General features: G+C 61.4%; 15 protein-coding genes and 1 pseudogene. All 16 read left to right on the top strand.

The genetic code is table 11. The features are described from left to right. Positions 1 to 4 precede the first annotated feature (4 nt). The 16 genes and pseudogenes from accC to BB934_RS32295 all read left to right on the top strand — a co-directional run bounded on the left by accC (position 5) and on the right by BB934_RS32295 (position 16044). Positions 5 to 1357 carry an acetyl-CoA carboxylase biotin carboxylase subunit gene (accC, locus tag BB934_RS32370; protein ID WP_099513950.1) on the top strand — a complete coding sequence of 451 codons (1353 nt, stop codon included), beginning with the start codon at positions 5 to 7 and terminating at the stop codon, positions 1355 to 1357. Continuing rightward, positions 1354 to 2013 carry a 5-oxoprolinase subunit PxpB gene (gene pxpB / locus BB934_RS32365; protein ID WP_099513949.1) on the top strand — a complete coding sequence of 220 codons (660 nt, stop codon included), beginning with the start codon at positions 1354 to 1356 and terminating at the stop codon, positions 2011 to 2013. The genes accC and pxpB overlap by 4 nt, the downstream gene beginning before the upstream one ends. Beyond that, positions 2010 to 3002 carry a 5-oxoprolinase subunit C family protein gene (locus tag BB934_RS32360; protein WP_099513948.1) on the top strand — a complete coding sequence of 331 codons (993 nt, stop codon included), beginning with the start codon at positions 2010 to 2012 and terminating at the stop codon, positions 3000 to 3002. Before pxpB ends, BB934_RS32360 begins: the two co-directional genes overlap by 4 nt. After that, positions 2999 to 3412 (top strand): acetyl-CoA carboxylase biotin carboxyl carrier protein, encoded by a 414-nt coding sequence (locus BB934_RS32355; RefSeq protein WP_099513947.1) that lies wholly within the window; start codon positions 2999 to 3001, stop codon positions 3410 to 3412. The genes BB934_RS32360 and BB934_RS32355 overlap by 4 nt, the downstream gene beginning before the upstream one ends. A gap of 12 nt (positions 3413 to 3424) precedes the next feature. Further along, on the top strand, positions 3425 to 4189 hold the full coding sequence (locus BB934_RS32350) for a LamB/YcsF family protein (RefSeq protein WP_099513946.1): 765 nt from the start codon (positions 3425 to 3427) through the stop codon (positions 4187 to 4189). 108 nt (positions 4190 to 4297) lie between these two features. After that, the gene (locus BB934_RS32345; protein ID WP_099513945.1) at positions 4298 to 5068 is read left to right on the top strand and encodes an SDR family oxidoreductase; all 771 of its coding nucleotides are present in this window, start codon (positions 4298 to 4300) and stop codon (positions 5066 to 5068) included. Positions 5069 to 5073: 5 nt separating this feature from the next. Continuing rightward, complete coding sequence (locus BB934_RS32340) at positions 5074 to 5775, top strand: amino acid ABC transporter permease (RefSeq protein ID WP_099513944.1); 702 nt, start codon at positions 5074 to 5076, stop codon at positions 5773 to 5775. 3 nt (positions 5776 to 5778) lie between these two features. Continuing rightward, complete coding sequence (locus BB934_RS32335) at positions 5779 to 6534, top strand: amino acid ABC transporter permease (RefSeq protein ID WP_099513943.1); 756 nt, start codon at positions 5779 to 5781, stop codon at positions 6532 to 6534. A gap of 32 nt (positions 6535 to 6566) precedes the next feature. Beyond that, entirely contained in the window at positions 6567 to 7298 is a 732-nt protein-coding gene (locus BB934_RS32330; RefSeq protein WP_099513942.1) for an amino acid ABC transporter ATP-binding protein, read from the top strand. 37 nt (positions 7299 to 7335) lie between these two features. Beyond that, a complete protein-coding gene (locus BB934_RS32325) occupies positions 7336 to 8178 on the top strand; it encodes an ABC transporter substrate-binding protein (RefSeq protein WP_099513941.1) in 843 nt (280 codons plus the stop codon). Between the two features lie 850 nt (positions 8179 to 9028). Beyond that, on the top strand, positions 9029 to 9793 hold the full coding sequence (locus BB934_RS32320) for an SDR family oxidoreductase (protein ID WP_099513940.1): 765 nt from the start codon (positions 9029 to 9031) through the stop codon (positions 9791 to 9793). Between the two features lie 123 nt (positions 9794 to 9916). Continuing rightward, positions 9917 to 10858, top strand: coding sequence for a 2-hydroxyacid dehydrogenase (locus BB934_RS32315; RefSeq protein ID WP_099513939.1), 942 nt, complete (start codon positions 9917 to 9919; stop codon positions 10856 to 10858). 10 nt (positions 10859 to 10868) lie between these two features. Then, positions 10869 to 11904 (top strand): annotated as a pseudogene (locus BB934_RS32310) (L-idonate 5-dehydrogenase). Positions 11905 to 11930: 26 nt separating this feature from the next. Continuing rightward, positions 11931 to 13502, top strand: a complete 1572-nt coding sequence (locus BB934_RS32305; protein WP_099513938.1) for a Re/Si-specific NAD(P)(+) transhydrogenase subunit alpha — start codon at positions 11931 to 11933, stop codon at positions 13500 to 13502. A gap of 10 nt (positions 13503 to 13512) precedes the next feature. Then, a complete protein-coding gene (locus tag BB934_RS32300) occupies positions 13513 to 14943 on the top strand; it encodes an NAD(P)(+) transhydrogenase (Re/Si-specific) subunit beta (RefSeq protein ID WP_099513937.1) in 1431 nt (476 codons plus the stop codon). A 36-nt stretch (positions 14944 to 14979) separates the two neighbouring features. Next, a complete protein-coding gene (locus BB934_RS32295) occupies positions 14980 to 16044 on the top strand; it encodes an MBL fold metallo-hydrolase (protein ID WP_237050410.1) in 1065 nt (354 codons plus the stop codon). The last annotated feature ends 79 nt before the right edge of the window (positions 16045 to 16123 follow it).

Raw genomic sequence — 16123 nt, 5'->3', positions numbered from 1 at the left:
GCCAATGTTCGACACTGTTCTCATAGCCAATCGCGGCGAAATTGCCCTTCGGATCCAGCGGGCCTGCCGAACGCTTGGATTGCGGACGGTCGCCGTCTATTCGCAGGCCGATCGAGATGCCCCCCACGTGAAATACGCCGATACCGCCGTGTGTATCGGCCCCGCTCCGGCAGGGAAGAGCTATCTCGATGGTGCCGCGATTTTGCTTGCTGCGGAGGTGACGGGCGCACAGGCCATTCATCCCGGATACGGGTTTCTGTCCGAGAATGCCGCCTTTGCCGACGACGTCGCCCGATCGGGTCTGACATTCATCGGGCCGAGCCCGGCATGCATTCGCACCATGGGCGACAAGGTTGCAGCCAAGCGTGCCATGCGCGAGGCAAACGTGCCGTGCGTGCCCGGCTCAGAGGGAGCCCTGCCCGACGACCTGGAGGCTTTGCAATCGGTCGCCGGTGAGATCGGCCTTCCGTTGATCCTCAAGGCGGCAGGCGGAGGAGGCGGTCGCGGCATGCGCGTTGTCCGGGCCCGTTCGGAGCTTGCCGATGCGTTTGCGCTTGTTCGCGAGGAAGCGCGCCGCGCCTTCGGCAATCCGGAGATCTATGCCGAAAAGTTTCTCGAGCATCCGCGCCACGTCGAGATCCAGGTGTTGGCCGATGCCTATGGTACGGCACTCTGGCTCGGCAGCCGCGATTGCTCGCTCCAGCGCCGCCACCAGAAGGTCTTGGAGGAAGCCCCGGCTCCGGGTCTGCCAGTCGACCTCGTCGCGAGGATCGGCGAGCGCTGTGTCGAGGCCTGCCGGCGGATCGGCTATCAGGGCGTCGGCACCTTCGAGTTCCTGGTCGAGCAAGAGGAATTCTTCTTCATCGAGATGAATACGCGGGTGCAGGTCGAGCATCCAGTGACTGAAGCGACCACCGGAATCGATATCGTGGCCGAAGGCATCCGGGTTGCACGCGGCGAGGCCCTCACCCTTAGCCAAGCCGATATAGGCTGCCACGGTCACGCTTTCGAATGCCGGATCAACGCCGAAGATCCCACCACCTTCGCACCATCCCCGGGGCAGATCACACGGTTCGACGTTCCGGGTGGGCCTGGCGTGCGAGTCGACAGTCACATCGCCGCGGGAGCGGCCGTACCGCCCTACTACGACTCGATGATCGCCAAGCTCATTGTTCATGGACAGACCCGGCACGAGGCGATGGCGCGGTTGAAGGTGGCGCTGTCCGAGATGAGGGTCGAGGGTGTCGCCACGAACCTTGCCTTGCACAGAAGGATTGTGGACGAGCCAGGCTTCATCGAGGGCGGGTTCGATATCCATTATCTTGAGCAATTGCTGAAAGCCGAGGCCTCCGCATGATGGTGAAGGAGCCCCAGATCAGCCTGCTGGGTACCAGAGCGCTTCTCTTCGAAGCACCGGGCGAGACCAGCCTGACGACGCAACGGCGGATTTGGTCGCTTGCCCGTGAGGTGGATACTTGGCCGGAAGTGAGCGAAGCCGTACCAGGCGTCAACAACCTCCTCGTGAGCTTCTCGGTGCCGCCGCGGTCGCTTGCGCCGCTCGAGACACGTCTGCACTCCGCCTGGGACGCAGCGACACCAATGATCCTACAGGGGCGCACGATTGAGCTGCCAGTTGTCTATGGCGGGGAAGGGGGGCCGCACATGGCGGATGTCGTCGCCCATACTGGCTTGTGCTCGCACGAAATTGCCGAGATTCATGCCAGTCCGCTCTATCCCGTTTACGCGATCGGAAGCCATCCAGGCTACTGCTATCTTGGCGGGATGGACGCACGCATCGCCACACCCCGCAGGAAGGTGCCGGTGCTGAAGCTTCCGGGTGGCGCGGTCTCGATCGGAGGATCCCAGACTGGCGTATCGGCCTCGGCCGGTCCCAGTGGCTGGAATACGATTGGCACGACATCAACGACGTTCTTTGACGCGACCCGCGATCCACCCATCCTGCTGCAGCCAGGCGACAGTATTCGGTTCCGCATCGTCGAGGTGGTCCGATGATGGAGATTCGATCCAAGAGCGCGCTCACGACCATACAGGATCGCGGACGCTTCGGTGCTTTGAAATGGGGTGTCGGCACCGCCGGCGCGATGGACGGGCTTGCACTCGCCTGCGGCAACCTACTGCTCGGCAACAGTGAGGATGCTGCTGCGATCGAGATTCAGGTCTTTCCCTTCGAAACTCGGTTTGATTGTGAAGCCAAGATCGCATTGACCGGTGCAACGTGCGAGGCATCGATTGATGGCAAAGCCATCCTTCCCTGGTCGAGCATCCAAGCGAAAGCCGGCTCGGTGCTGCGCCTTGGGCTGACGAGATCTGCCCGTTGGCGGGGATCTCGTGCTTACGTCTGCGTGGCAGGCGGCATCGACGTTCCCATCGTCCTAGGATCCCGGTCCACGCAGTTGCGCGGAGCGATCGGCGGTCTTGAGGGGAGGGCGCTGCAGCAGGGAGACAAGCTGCCTTTCGGCCAGCCCAACGGCGCACGCCGCGCGTCGGACGGAACCAGTATTGTGCCGCCGTCATTCGCTTTGCCGCTGATGGTGGATGGCCTGCCGGCGGTCCGGGTTCTGCCGGCCGCCGAATACCACTGCTTCAAACCGGAGTCCCAGAGCGATCTGTGGCTGAAGCCGTGGAAGGTGACGCCTCAGAGCGACCGCTACGGATATCGCCTGTCCGGCCCTGTCCTTGAGCCCGTTGCTCCCCTAGAGCTGCGCTCGCATGGCATCGTTCCCGGAGTCATTCAGGTGCCACATGGCGGCCAGCCGATCGTGCAGATGTGCGATGCCCAGCCCTCTGGAGGGTATCCAAAGATCGGAACTGTCATAGAGGCGGATCTCTGGCGGCTCGGGCAGGCCCCGATTGGCAGTTCCATCCGCTTCATCGAGACAGACTGGGATGGGGCACTGCACGCCCTCGACGAAGTCTCTCAATGGCTGTCCGACGTAGCGCGGTGTCTCGATCTTGCGGGAGCCCGGAGAGCGAGCTCATGAAGATCTCAGACATTCCACAAATTGCAGCCTGGATCTCCGAAGCGGGGATTACGACATACGAGCTGACAGGCCCGGATTATCGCATCTGCCTGAGGCGCAGTGTTAAGGCTAGAAGCAGGCGAGTTGGGGCGGCGGGCTCTGTGCGGGATGCAGCCGTTCCGGCAAGAGGCCAACCTGATGTTGCCGTATCGCCAAGTGTGGGGCTTTTCCTGCATGCTCACCCTGTCCAAGAGGCGGCGCTGGTAGAGCCGAACGAGCCCGTGGCGGCCGGTCAGCCGCTGGGGCTTCTACAGGTCGGACCCATTCTCCTCCCCGTCCTCTCTCCGCGCGACGGGATTGTGGCCTCGATCATTGCGCCAGACCGCTCGCTCGTCGGCTATGGCGATCCGCTCGTCGCACTGAAGCCCTAGGGGAGCCAACCTATGCAAATCGATCTCAATGCAGACCTTGCTGAAGGCTACGGCCAGTGGCGCATCGGTGACGACGATGCCCTGTTGGATGTGCTGTCGTCGGCGAACCTCGCCTGCGGTTTTCATGCGGGCGATCCCCTGATCATGGAGAAAACCGTCAAGGCAGCCCTGGAACGCGGGGTCGATATCGGTGCGCATGTCGGCTTTCCCGACAAGCAGGGGTTCGGACGACGGCCGATGCAGATCGACTCGGACGAGTTGGCTGCAATGGTGATTTATCAGCTTGGAGCGCTTGAGGGGATCGCGCGCGTGGTGGGGCACAGAATGACCCACATGAGCTTCCATGGTGCCCTCGGGAACATGGCGGCCGCAGATCCCGCCGTCGCAGCACCTCTTGTGGCCGCGGTCGCACGCTTCAATCCTGAGCTGATCATCGTTTCCTCAACGAGCCGGGCTATTGAGGACGCGGCGACGTCCTGCGGACTGCGTGTCGCGACCACCTTTCTCGCAGACCGGGCCTATGACAAGTCAGGTCTTCTCGTTCCGCGCCGGCTGCCGAACTCGGTCATTCATGACGAGGCCAAGGTTCTGGAACGGGTGCGACAAGTTCTACAGCAGAGGACTGTTACAACGTATGAGGGAGAAGACCTGCCGATGGGTCCTCACAGCATCCTGCTGCATGGGGATACGCCTGGCGCCTTATCGCTCGCTCGTAAGATCCGTATGGAAATCGAGCAGGCTGGTGGGAAGGTGGTGCCTGTATCCCAGATGGCGTAGCCGGGCTCAGACGCCACAAGATAAGAACAGCTTATCGCCACAAACACAAACGGTCTTGGCATCTGCTGGCTAACTTCTCCTAAGCTCTATCAACCAGCGAGGACACTCATGCCCTTCTCTGACTACAAGACAGCTCTCGTGACTGGCGCTTCTTCAGGGATTGGCGCCGCCGTGGTCGAGCGGTTCCGCCGCGAAGGCTTGGAGGTTCACGCGATCGCCCGCAGTCGAGAGCCGCTGGAACGCCTTGCGGAAAGAACCGGATGCATCGCGCATGTCATCGATGTGTCGGATCGCGAAAAGCTCGCAAGTCTCGCAGAGGCGGTTCAGTTCGACATTCTGGTCAACAATGCGGGCGTCGACCGTCCCAAGAAGTTCCTTGAGGCGGATCCCGAGGACATCGACCTGCTCGTCGATGTGAACACACGGGCCGTGCTCCATCTCTGCCGGCTCATCGTTCCCGGCATGGTGGCGCGGGATCGCGGTCATGTCATCAATATCTCGTCGATCGCCGGAGCCTACAATTTCGGCGGGAACTCGACCTACCATGCGACCAAAGCCGCGGTCAGCATGCTGTCCCGCCAGCTGCGCATTGACGCCTTCGGACACCGGGTTCGCGTCACAGAGATCTGTCCCGGGCGCGTGGCCACCGACATCTTTGCGCATGTTCATGGGGACACCCCCGAGATCCGGGAGCGCTTCATCGAAGGCTTTGAACTGCCGGAGGCGGCTGACATTGCTGAGGCAATCGCCTTCGCCGTTGCGGCGCCCGTATCCATGAATGTTGGTCACATGGAGATCACTCCAACTCTCCAGGTACTCGGTGGCCTCCAGACGGCTCGTCCCGCGACAAAAGACGACCGACAAGCGACGGCGGGTTAGCTGCAATGACCGGGTTCGATCTCACTGCGATCCTCATGAACCCGGACTTTGGGCGACTGCTCCTTCACGGGTTAGAGATGACCTTCGTGATTGCTGCCGGGTCGTGGCTTCTTGCCATGACTCTCGCCATCCTGCTGCTGATCATTCGGCTCTCTCCAAGCCGCCTCGCTGGTCGAGCTGTCGCAGCCTACGTGTCTTATCACCGCAATGTTCCGACCCTGGTGCAGCTCATGCTGTGGTACTTCGGTATCTCAAGCGTACTGCCCGAGGCTCTACAATACTGGCTTTCCGATCATGGCGCGGAGGCCATCTTCGCCGTCATCGCGCTGGGGCTTTGCCAAGCCGCTTACTTCAGCGAGGATCTGCGCTCCGGCATTCGCTCCGTCCCGGCTGGACAGTCCGAGGCTGCCCGCGCGCTCGGCCACAGCTTCTTTGGTACGATGCGCTACGTGCTTATGCCGCAAGCTTTTCGCAACGCCTTGCCCGCGCTTATCAATCATAGCGTCTCTCTGTTCAAGAACAGCAGCCTTGCGATGGCGATCGGGGTCGCTGAGCTTACGCACGCCGTCAAGGAAGTCGAGAACCAGAGCTTCAGAACCTTCGAGGTCTACCTGATTGCGACCATTGCATACCTGATTTGCTCCCTGTTGATCATGTCTGCCGGGGCAGCACTGAGCCGCCAGGCAGTGCTGAAGGGGGAGCGCTGACCAATGCTGTGGGACATCCTCTCTATCATTCAGGATAACTGGCTTCTCCTTCTGATCGGGCAGTATCCCAATGGCCCACTCGGTGGGTTCGCGGCGACCCTTATTCTGTCGGTACTGAGCATTGGCCTTGCATTCCCCCTCAGCGTCTTGCTCGCTCTCGCCCGAATGTCTCGCTCGCCGTTCCTGCTCTGGCCGTCGACTGCCCTTGTTTACATCGCGCGGGGCGTGCCTCTGCTGATGCTGATCCTCTGGGTCTATTTCATGGTCCCGGTGCTCATCGGCGCGAACATACCTGGGTTCGTGACGATGCTCGTAACCCTGGTCATCTATGAGGCAGCGTTCCTAAGTGAAGTCGTGCGAGCCGGGATTATGGCTCTTGGCCGTGGTCAAATGGATGCTGCGCGCGCGCTCGGCCACAGCTACCTTGGAGCCATGTGGTACATTATCCTCCCGCAAGCTCTCTACAACATGATGCCGAGCATCCTGAGCCAGTTCGTCTCGACGATCAAGGAGACGACTTTAGGGTACGTGATCAACGTTCCGGAGCTCACGTTTGCGGCCAACCAAATCAACAATCAGCTTCTAACGAAGCCGTTTGAAGTCTTCTTCATCCTGGCACTCATATACTACCTCGTCTGTTGGACTCTGTCCTATGCTGCGACTGTTTTGGAGCGGCGAATTGCGCGCAAACGCGCTGGGACGTCGAGCGGTAAATTACCCGTCGAATTACAGCCCCAAACACTTACGGCCGAGCCATGACCATCAATCATCCGCCTGCGGGAGGCCCACCGATGATCCGCTTCTCGAACGTCAACAAGAATTATGGATCCTTTCAAGCACTCGTTGATGTCAATGCCGACGTGGCACGAAGCGAGGTCGTCGTGGTGTGTGGACCATCTGGATCCGGAAAGTCGACGTTGATCCGGACTGTTAACAGGCTTGAGGAGATCGAATCGGGTTCAATCCTCTTTGATGGCCAAGACGTCCATGCCAAGATGCGTAGTAAGGAGCTCAATCATCTCCGCAGCCGCATCGGCTTTGTATTCCAAAGTTTCAACCTCTTTCCGCACCTCTCGGCGCTTGAAAATGTCACCCTGTCGCCGGTGACGGTCAACGGCCTAAAGCGGGAAGTGGCCCGAGAGAAGGCATTGCAACTCCTTGATCGCGTAGGCTTGGCGGCGAAGGCCGGCTCGTATCCGGGTCAGTTGTCCGGCGGTCAGCAGCAACGAGTTGCGATCGCTCGGGCGCTCGCCATGGAGCCTCCGGCGATGCTGTTCGACGAGCCGACGAGTGCCCTCGACCCTGAGATGGTTGGCGAGGTCCTCGCCGTGATGAAGGCTCTGGCGGCAGACGGAATGACCATGATGTGCGTTACTCACGAGATGGGTTTTGCACGAGAAGTTGCGGATCGTGTCTGGTTCATGGACGGCGGCCGCATCCTTGAGGAGGCTGATCCGGAGAGCTTTTTCTCTCGGCCGCAGCACCCTCGGGCGCAGCGTTTCCTTTCTGACCTGCGCCACTGAAACCTTAATTCAAAAAGATAACCAGAGGAGATAGACCATGTCGATAAACTCGTTGAAAATCGGCCTCGCTGTGACAGCGCTCGGTATTGCGGTTGCGGCACCCGCGAAGGCCGACCAGCTTGCAGACATCATGGCGCGCAAGGAGCTTCGCTGCGGTACATACGCTGACGTGCCACCCTTCTCCGCTCCGGATCCGAAGACCCGCGAGCTGGTCGGCTTCGATGTCGATCTGTGCAAAGGGATCGCGAAGCGATGGGGCGTCGAGGCGAAAATCACACCGCTGTCCGTCGAAGCACGAGTGCCGGAGGTGAAGCTTGGTCGTGTCGACCTGACGATTGCAAATCTCGCCTACACCCTGAGCCGGGCCGAGCAGATCCAGTACAGTGATCCCTACTATGTTGCCAAGGAAATGTTGGCCGTAAAGGCGAGTGACCCAGCAACCTCGAAGGCAGATTTCAAGGGCAAGCGGCTCGCTTCAACGAAAGGTTCGACTTCCGAGCTTGCCATCAAGATGAACGGCTCCGAGCCGCTGACCTTCCAGGATACGGGCTCGGCATTCATGGCGGTTCAGCAGAACAAGGCACTCGGCATGGTCGCGAACACCATGACGATCACGAAGCTCGTCAATGAGTCGAAGTCGCGAGGTGTCGAGCTGAAGATGATTCCAGAGCCTATGGTGTTGCAGCCAACAGGTATTGGCATGAAGAAGGACGAGCCGGCACTCCTGGCAAAGGTCAACGAAACGCTTAAGGCAATGGATGAGGCTGGCGAAATCAACGCAGCTTGGGATAAGTGGCTCGGGCCGAACACGGAATTCAAAATGACCCGAACCGATAAGGTGACTCCCCTGTCCGAGTTGAAGTTCGACCCTATCCCTTGATTGCGACGCTTTAGCTGGATCATGAAAGCAACCTACACGGTCAGAATTAATGTGACTTGGTGGCTGCGGTGAGCAATCCCGCTGGCCGCCAAGTCGCGAGGTAGAAATCTCTGTAATCGGGTGCGTCTGGCAGTAAGCCCATACGTGACTCAGCCCAAACATCACCGACAGGTAATCGAGGTGGCGAGAGGAACCGGCCGCCGGGCATGCGCGAGGATGCCTGGGCGTAAGAGGTTGTCTTCATCTACCCAAACGCCAATGAACATGGCACTCGCGCAACGGGTTAAAACGTCTGTAGGCCTAGGGTTCGCCTCTGCCTTCGCGCTAACTTCATTATACCGGAGGTCCTTTTCCCATTTCTCCGCTCGACCATTGCAGATTTCTTAGTGAGTTCAGCAGAACCTGGTCGAGCGACCAACCTTGGTGCCGTTGACCTCGACACAAGCAACCTCGGTCAGCCACCTTGAAACGTGTTCGGAAAAGGACCTGTAGACCGTGAGCGGGCTAGTGTCGTTCGAGGTGCGGCCATAATCAGGATCCCCGCCGGACCTGATTAGCCCCTCCCGTGTGGGTTTGACCTGAAGTGTTACCGGGCATGTCTCTTTACATCGATAGCAACGACTTGGCTGTGTAGCCAAGTATTCCCGGATCCGAATGCGTATGCCTTTCCTCCCACCATTGCACAAGCGCTTGTCATAAGAAAAGGCTATGGATGCAGACCATACTTGTCTTTGTGGAACCACCGTTCTGAACGTAACGTCGCGAAACATTCGATCTTTCGCATGGTCGAGACAAGCAATGAAACATTCTTTAGAGACCCTCGCGCATAGCTGGAGTCGACAAGGTCATCATGGACTATCCGCTGTTTTCTCTTAAGGGCAAACGTGCCCTCGTTACAGGCTCGTCTCAAGGGATCGGGCTCGCTCTGGCCCAAGGCTTGGCCGAGCACGGTGCCGCCGTCATCCTCAATGGACGCGACCCCGGCAAGATTGAGGTGGCCTCAGCCGAATTATTGGCGAAAGGACACAAGGTCTCGACGGCCATCTTCGACGTGACCTCGGCAGAAGCTGTCCGGAACGGGATTGAGGCTATCGAAGGTGAGGGCCCAATCGACATCCTGATCAACAATGCGGGAATGCAGTTCCGCACGCCCCTGGAGGACTTCCCCGCCGACCGCTGGGAGCAACTGCTGACCACCAACATCTCCAGCGTGTTCTATGTCGGACAGGCGGTCGCCCGGCGCATGATCGCCCGTGGGCGTGGCAAGATCATCAACATCGCCTCGGTGCAGAGCGAACTCGCCCGGCCCGGGATCGCTCCCTACACGGCCACCAAGGGGGCGGTGAAGAACCTGACCCGGGGGATGTGTGCGGACTGGGCCAAGCACGGCCTACAGATCAATGCCATTGCGCCCGGGTACTTCAAAACCCCGCTTAACCAAGCCCTCGTCGACAGCGCGGAGTTCTCGGGCTGGCTGGAGAAGCGCACGCCGGCCGCCCGGTGGGGCAATGTCGAGGAATTGGTAGGCGCGGCTGTCTTCCTATCGAGCGCGGCATCCTCGTTCGTGAACGGCCATACGCTCTACGTCGACGGCGGCATCACGACTTGCCTTTGAGGCAGGTCGCTGCCCCACGCTCACCGTCATGACGGGCGGCAGTTCCCCGTCCGATTAACGATTGCGGCAGCCCACGGAGCACGCCGCAACTCCGCCAATAGCTGACATGGGAGGACGATCACAATGACCAAGCCCGAGATCCTGATGATGGGTCCGTACCCGGCCTGGGACCTTGAGGACCTGGAAAGCAACTACAAGGTTCACAGGCTCTGGGAGGCTGCTGACCGGGCGGCCTTTCTGAGCGAAGTGGGTGGCAACGTTCGCGCCATTGCGACACGCGGTGAGATCGGCGCGTCAGCTGAGCTTATGAAAGCCCTACCAGGGCTCGAGATTGTCTCCTGCTACGGTGTTGGGACTGATGCCATCGACCTCTCACACGCCAAGGCAAATGGGATCCGGGTCACCAACACGCCCAACGTCCTGACTGCTGACGTGGCCGACATCGGTGTTGGGCTACTCCTGGCGGTAGCCCGCCAGATCCCGCGGGCGGATCGGTATGTGCGGGACGGGCACTGGTGCAACGCCAACATGCATCTCGTCACCCGGGTTCATGGCAAGAGAGTTGGCATCGTCGGCATGGGCCGCATTGGCGTCGAGGTCGCCAAGCGTCTGGCTGCCTTCGATTGTCCGATCGCCTATTTCGATATCAACCGGCGAGATGATCTGCCGTATACCTTCGTGCCCAATCTGATCGCTCTGGCCGGGCAGTCCGAGTTCCTCATTGTGACCCTGGCCGGGGGCGCCAGCACGCAAGGCGTCATCAACGCCGATGTCCTGCAGGCGCTGGGAGGCGACGGCATTCTGATCAACATCTCGCGCGGATCAACCGTCGATGAGGCAGCCCTGCTCGACGCGCTCGAGCGCAACGTCATCAAAGGCGCAGGCCTTGATGTATTCTGGAACGAGCCGAACATCGATGAGCGCTTCCTGACGCTCGAGAATGTCATTCTCCAGCCGCATCACGCGTCCGGAACCGTGGAAACCCGGCAGGCGATGGGCAAGCTGGTGCGCGACAACCTGGCAGCGCATTTTGCCCGTCAGCCCCTACTGACGCCCGTCATCTGAGGATTGCCCCATGAAAGCCGTTGTCATTCATGCCGCCAAGGACCTGCGCATCGAGGAACGCGAGCCGGAGGCTCCCGGGCCGGGACAGGTCGAAGTCGCCATCGAGGCAGGCGGCATCTGTGGCTCTGATCTTCACTACTACCATCACGGCGGCTTCGGCACGGTGCGCGTGCGCGAGCCGATGATTCTCGGCCATGAGGTGGCCGGCACCATCCGGTCCCTTGGTGAGGGCCTCTCGGGTCTTGCCATCGGAGACCGGGTGGCGGTCTCGCCGAGCCGGCCCTGCCAGCAATGCGAGTATTGCCTCAAGGGTCAGCAGAACCAGTGCCTGAACATGCGCTTTTATGGCAGCGCCATGCCGATGCCGCACATCCAGGGCGCATTCCGGCAGAGCCTGGTGGCCGAGCAATGGCAATGCCACAAGGTGTCCGAGGACGTCTCGATCAACGAGGCGGCGTTCGCCGAGCCGCTGGCGGTGACGCTGCATGCGGTCAACCGGGCCGGATCGCTTCTGGGCAAGCGGGTTCTGGTGACGGGCTGCGGCCCAATCGGGGCTCTCGCGATCATCGCTGCTCGGGCGCATGGGGCGCGGGAGATCGTCGCCACGGACGTCATGGATGCCGTGCTCGAGAAGGCGCGGGCTGTCGGCGCCGACCGGACGATCAATGTGGCGAGTGACCCAACAGCGCTCTCGGCTTATTCGGCCAACAAAGGCTACTTCGATGTCCACTTCGAGGCCTCGGGCAATGAGAGCGCCGTGCGCTCCGGCCTGGAGGTACTTTAAGCCCCGCTCCGTGCTGGTGCAGCTCGGGCTTGGAGGCGATGTATCGATCCCGCAGAACCTGGTGGTGGCCAAGGAGATCGAGATGAAGGGGACGTTCCGCTTCCACGAGGAGTTCGCGCTCGCGGTCGACCTGATCAACGCGCGGCGGGTGGATCTCAAGCCTCTGATGAGCGGGACCTTTCCAATCGCCGATGCGGTGGCGGCCTTCGAGGCTGCCGGCGATCGCAACCGGTCGATGAAGATCCATCTGAGCTTCACCTGACACGACACCAGAGCAGGACATCGACCATGAAGATCGGGGCACTGAAGGAAGCTTTTCCAGGTGAAGCACGCGTTGCGATGACGCCGGACTCGGCCGTGGCGCTGCAGAAGCTGGGCCATACATGCTTTATCGAGGCGGGGGCCGGAACTGCTGCTGGGATCTCGGATGCGGCCTATGCCGCTGCCGGGGTGAGCGTCGTGCCGGATGCAGCCGCCCTCTACGCTGCAACGGACGTGGTCACGAAAGTGCGTCCACCGATTGAGGACGAGGTGCAACGCCTACGCCAGGGGCAGACACTGATATCGTTCTTCTGGCCGGCTCAGAACTCCAGCCTTCTGGAGCTGGCAAGGACACGAGGCGCTACCGTCGTGGCCATGGACATGGTGCCGCGTATCTCGCGTGCCCAGAAGATGGACGCGCTCTCGTCCATGGCGAACATCGCCGGCTACCGCGCCGTGATCGAGGCCGGCAACGCCTTCGGCCGCTTCTTCACCGGCCAGGTCACGGCCGCCGGCAAGGTGCCGCCCGCCAAAGTGCTGGTCGTGGGAGCCGGCGTCGCCGGACTGGCCGCCATCGGCACGGCGACCTCGCTCGGCGCCATCACCTATGCCTTTGACGTGCGCCCTGAGGTGGCCGAGCAGATCGAGTCGATGGGGGCGCAGTTCGTCTTCCTCGCCTTCGAGGAGGCGCAAGACGGCGCCGCCACCGGCGGCTATGCCGCGCCCTCGAGCCCAGCGTTCCGCGAGAGGCAGCTGGAAAAGTTCCGCGAACTCGCGCCGGAGATCGACATCGTCATCACCACCGCGCTCATTCCCGGCCGACCGGCGCCGAAGCTGTGGACGGCCGACATGGTGCAGGCCATGAAGCCCGGCTCGGTGATCGTCGATCTGGCGGCCGAGCGCGGCGGCAATTGCGACCTGACCGTGCCGGACCAGACGATCGTGACGGAGAACGGCGTCACCGTCGTCGGCATCACCGACTTCCCGAGCCGCATGGCCGCCCAGGCCTCCACCCTCTACAGTAACAACATCCGTCACATGCTGACCGACCTGACGCCGAACAAGGACGGTGTCATCCACCACAACATGGACGACGACGTCATCCGCGGCGCCACGGTCACGCACCAAGGTGCGGTCACCTATCCGCCACCGCCGCTGAAGGTGCCGGCGATCGCGGCCGCCAAGCCGAAGGACAAGTCCAAGGAACTCACCGCGGAGGAGAGGCGGGCAGGGGAGGCGGCGGCCTTCAAGGCGCAGACCCGCAGCCAGGTCGGACTGCTCGTCGCCGGTGGCCTGCTGATCGCGCTGGTCGGCGCCTATGCGCCGGCGAGCTTCATGGCCCACTTCATCGTGTTTGCCTTAGCCTGCTTTGTCGGCTTCCAGGTGATCTGGAGCGTCAGCCACTCGCTGCACACGCCGCTGATGGCGATCACCAACGCCATCTCGGGCATCGTGGTGCTCGGCGCCCTGCTGCAGGTCGGCTCCGGCCACTGGCTGGTGGCGGCCCTGGCCTCGCTCTCTTTCCTGATCGCCACCATCAACATCGTCGGCGGCTTCCTGGTGACACGCCGGATGCTGGCCATGTTCCAGAAGTCGTGAGGATCGTCCGATGAGCTTTGGTCTTGTCTCCGCCGCCTATGTGGCGGCCGCTATCCTGTTCATCCTCTCTCTCGGCGGCCTCTCGGGCCAGGAGAGCGCGAAGCGGGCCGTCTGGTACGGTATTGCCGGCATGGCGCTCGCCGTGGGTGCGACCGTGTTCGGCCCGGGCGTGGGCAACTACGCGGTGATTGCCGCCATGCTGGTGATCGGCTCTGGCATCGGCTGGTATGTGGCCAAGAAGGTCGCGATGACCGAGATGCCACAGCTGGTGGCGGCGCTGCATTCCTTCGTCGGTCTCGCCGCCGTGCTCATCGGCTTCAACGCCGACCTCGAGCTCGGGCGGGTTCTGGCGCTCGACGAGTCGGCGCGGCATGCGCTCACCGGCTTTGCCGGGGTGCTGGCGCACAAGACCGGGGTGGAGATCGCGATCCTGAAGGTCGAGGTGTTCCTCGGCGTGTTCATCGGGGCGGTGACGTTCACCGGCTCGGTGATTGCCTTCGGCAAGCTGGCCGGCAAGCTCGACGGCAAGGCCAAAAAGCTGCCGGGCGGGCATGGGCTCAATGCCGGCGCGGCGCTGCTGTCGCTCGTCCTGCTGGTGCTGTATGTGCAGGGCGCTGGCATCTGGACGCTGGTGGCGATGACGCTGCTGGCATTCTTCATCGGCTATCACCTGATCATGGGCATCGGCGGCGCCGACATGCCGGTGGTGGTGTCCATGCTCAACTCGTACTCGGGCTGGGCGGCGGCAGCGATCGGGTTCACGCTCGGCAACGACCTCCTGATCGTGACGGGTGCCCTGGTCGGTTCCTCCGGTGCGATCCTGAGCTACATCATGTGCAAGGCGATGAACCGCAGCTTCATCAGCGTGATCTTAGGGGGCTTCGGTGCGACGACGGGTCCGGTGATGGCGATCGCCGGCGAGCAGATCGCCATCGATGCCGATGGGGTGACCACCGCCCTGGACGAGGCCGACAGCGTGGTGATCGTGCCGGGCTACGGCATGGCGGTGGCGCAGGCGCAGCAATCGGTCTCGGAGCTGACGCGGCGGTTGCGCGCCAAGGGCAAAGAGGTGCGCTTTGCCATCCATCCGGTGGCCGGCCGCCTGCCGGGACACATGAACGTGCTCTTGGCCGAAGCCAAGGTGCCGTACGACATCGTGCTCGAGATGGACGAGATCAACGAGGACTTTGCCGAGACGGACGTGGTGATCGTCATCGGCTCGAACGACATCGTCAACCCGGCCGCCCAGGAGGATCCGAACAGCCCGATCGCCGGCATGCCGGTGCTGGAGGTGTGGAAGGCCAAGCAGGTGTTCGTGTCGAAACGAGGGCAGGGGACCGGCTATTCCGGCATCGAGAACCCGCTGTTCTACAAGGACAACACCCGCATGTTCTATGGCGATGCCAAAGCCAGCATCGATCTGCTCGTGCAGGCCATCTGAATTAATGATCCTTTAGTGACTGGAGCTTGAGAACTGGTGCTTAAGAGTTCAACCCCGCTCTCCGCCGAACTCGGCCTGACTTTGCCGTTTGCGGAGCCCCCTGAGATCGGTCAAGTGCGGGAAGTCGCGCCGGGAATCCTTTGGACCCGAATCCTGCTCCCATTCCGTCTCGACCACGTCAACATCTATCTCATCGAAGACGGCGACGGATGGGCGGTACTCGATACTGGGATCGCAGATGATCCGACCCGGTCAACTTGGCAGGCGCTCCTTGCTGGGCCACTTGCCGGACGGCGGCTGACGCGCCTGATTATCACCCACTTTCATCCCGATCATATCGGCCTTGCAGGCTGGTTGTGCGAGCAGTTCAACCTGCCTTTGCTGACGAGCCTCAGCAGCTATCTCGGCTGCCTCAACATCTCGCTCAGCCCGGAAGCGAAGGAAGCAAAGCCCTATCGCGATTTTTACCTGGGCCACGGCATGGCTCCTGAGACAGCTGATCTCGTTGCCACCCGGGGCCAGGCCTATCTCCGGATGGTGACGCCCCTTCCGCCGACCTTCACACGCGTTGTTGCAGAACAGGTTCTATTGATCGGCGGTCGCGAGTTCGAGGTGCTCTTTGGTGATGGCCATGCGCCCGACCAGCTCATGCTGTACTGTGCCAGTGACAACATTTTTCTTCCAGCAGACCAGGTCCTCGCCAAAATCACGCCCAACATCAGCGTTTGGGAAGTCGATCCTGACGGCGACCCGCTCGGTCTTTACCTGCGCTCGCTGAACATGATCACGAACCGGATTCCTGCCGACGCACTTGTTCTTCCTGGTCACCAGCTGCCGTTCCGTGGTCTGCATGTGCGCTGCCAGGAGCTAGTGGACCATCATGAGGAACGCTGCGCTCGGGTCGCGAAGGCCTGTCGCATCAGGCCTCACTCCGTTGCCGACTTGGTTCCCGTGCTCTTCACACGCCCGCTTGATCCTCATCAACTGAGCTTCGCCTTCAGCGAGACTCACGCTCACGTCAACGCCATGCTTCATCGCGGTGAACTGGTTTGGACGGAGGCGCGTGAAGAAATGACCCGAACCGCCATCGCAAGAGCATAATGCATTAGCCCAAGGCTAACACACTTTTAAGTTCCATAAAAAATGTTCAACGAATTCGCCTTGTAGAACCCCGTTAGAA

This window comes from Microvirga ossetica (genome assembly GCF_002741015.1).
Taxonomy (GTDB): domain Bacteria; phylum Pseudomonadota; class Alphaproteobacteria; order Rhizobiales; family Beijerinckiaceae; genus Microvirga; species Microvirga ossetica.
The sequence above is the reverse complement of the archived record's forward strand: the minus strand, read 5'-3'. Positions and strand labels throughout refer to the sequence as shown.